At 59.2% G+C, this 2,207-nt stretch carries 2 pseudogenes; both read right to left on the bottom strand.

Annotated elements, in window-relative coordinates:
- Positions 1–370: 370 nt before the first annotated feature.
- Positions 371–1,532: pseudogene (locus NKH83_RS31500) on the bottom strand (IS110 family RNA-guided transposase).
- A gap of 76 nt (positions 1,533–1,608) precedes the next feature.
- Positions 1,609–2,139: pseudogene (locus tag NKH83_RS31495) on the bottom strand (IS66 family transposase); the annotation flags it as partial.
- Positions 2,140–2,207: the final 68 nt, after the last annotated feature.

The raw sequence follows: 2,207 nt of genomic DNA, 5'->3' as shown, positions 1-2,207 counted from the left end.
AGGCCGGGACCGGCCCAGCCGCGCGGGGTGGCGTGGAAGGGCGCCGGAGCCTGGCTGATCGTCTCGCAGTCGCGGCAGGTGAACTCACATGGGCCCGTCAATGTAAAGCGGGTTCAAAAACGCATGTTCGGCACTCCCATCGATCCAGTATCCAGGCTCGAGCTCAACATCTGACTGGAGCATCCACCAGTCCAAACTCACATACGGTCGCCGCTTTTTATCGGCCGCACCAAAATCCCTCTTTCGTAGGCGGAGGCTCGGTAGGACAAAACCCTTCTTCTCGTCGGCGCGTGACGCCATATTCACCCTTCGGTTTGTCCTGTCTGGATCTGCCCGCACCACTGCGGGAGATTGAGGCGATTTTCAACAGTCAGGCCGCCTTCAGGTTTGCGCCTTCAATGACCACTCCATGAACGGCATATTTCCAGAGAGCTACAAGAAGCTTTCTTGCCAGCGCGACTATCGCGGTTTTCTTCCCGCGCCCCCCGTTTCGTTGCACGCGCTCCATGAACCATGTGCTGAGGGCCGAATTCGGCTGATGGTGTAGCCATAGCCATGCCAGCTGGATCATGACTGTCCGAAGTCGCGGGTTACCAGCCTTCCCGACACCTTGTTCATGATCTACAGAGCCACTCTGCCAAGGGGTAGGCGCCAGGCCAGCATAGGCAGCGACTTGGCGGCGATTATCGAAGCTGCGGAAGAGCCCCTCCGACCAGAGAACCGCAGCGACTTCAGCACCAATACCCTTAAGCTGCACGATCATGGACGCCGGGTTTGGCATAGAGTCGCTCGCAACATTGAGCAACGCGTCCCGTTCTGCTTCAACCTCCTTGATCTGTGCGAGGAGGATTTCGAGACGATCAAGTTCCCGTAAAATCTGTGCTTTAACTTGACGTGGCAGCGGGTGTCCGTCGCCCGTTCGCAGTTCCTCCAGTCGAGCGCGGCGATTTCGGTAGATCGGTTCGTAGTCGCCAATTCCTTGTGCGAACAGCAAGCCTTTGATCCGGTTTACGTGCAGGATTCTCTCTGCGATCAGCGTCTTTCGCTCTCGGCAGATTCGACGACGATCCTCTTCATCACGAGTGGGAACCCTGACCATCGCACACACCCCTTGGTTCACCTCGCTTGTAGGCCAGAAGCGTCCGCACCAAGGTCTCCCCATCAATTTTATCGGTCTTCGCCCGCCGATGTTTTCGGGACGTCAGAACCGAAGCAGGATCAACTACCCAGCTTTCTATTCCATTCTTCTCAAGTGTGCGGTGGATCCAGAATCCGTCGAGACCGGCTTCTTGGATGACGACCACGGGGTACGTTTTGCCGGTGCGCGATCGCCCCTTCTGTTGGAGTTCTGCGAGCCTTTTCAGGAGATCCGCAACATCGCCTCCCAGAACTGAGTGCTTCGACATTTTCTCTCCCCCTCCCGGCGAAAGAGATGTGATCAACCACCGTGTTCTGCTCAATTCCAGCGACACGAAGATCGCGCAGAGTTCGGTGCGAATGGCGATCGAAGTTTCAAATTGACCGGTTTGCATGCCTGGCTCCCGAGTGGTGTTTGTAACAACCACACATTCGCAAGAGCGGTGGCTGCTATCCAGTCGCCCATAGGATCTTCTCCCGCACGTGCTGGATCACCTTCCATTGCCGCGGCACCACCTCCAGCGTCTCGGTGATATCCTCACCCAGCCTGCGCAGCCGATGACCGCCGCAGCAGTGGCAAGCGGTCGGCGCCGGCTCGACCACGCGTTCGCGCGGCAGGTGCTCGGGAAATGGCTGGCGCGCCGGTCGCTTGCGCACATAAGGCGCCACCTCGGTGGTCCGGGCCGCTGCCTGTTCGGCGGCGATCTCGTCTTCCGTTGCCGTGCTCTCGAGTTCCTCGAAGGTGAGTTCCATCTGGTCGTGCAGGCGGGCGGCACGTTCAGAACTTTGACCATGCAGCGCCCGCTGCAGCTTCCGGATCGTCAGATCCTGATGTGCGATCAGCGCCGCGTCATCCGATGCCTTGGCTCTGGCGACCGCCAGTTCGGCCTCGACCAGCGCAGCGCGTGCGGCCTCGTCTTCGGCTCTGGCCAGCGCCGCGGTCAGCGCTGCTCTCAGCGCGCCAATATCGTCCGGAACGGCATCTTGGGCGGTGGCAACCATGCCCTGGAGTGAATCATAAAACGCGTCCGCTGACTCGCGGAAAATGGCGCAAACTCAAAGAAAAACTC

Source organism: Mesorhizobium sp. M0909, assembly GCF_040319515.1.
GTDB lineage: Bacteria > Pseudomonadota > Alphaproteobacteria > Rhizobiales > Rhizobiaceae > Mesorhizobium.
Note: the sequence above shows the minus strand (reverse complement) of the source record. Positions and strands in the feature narration are given on the sequence as shown.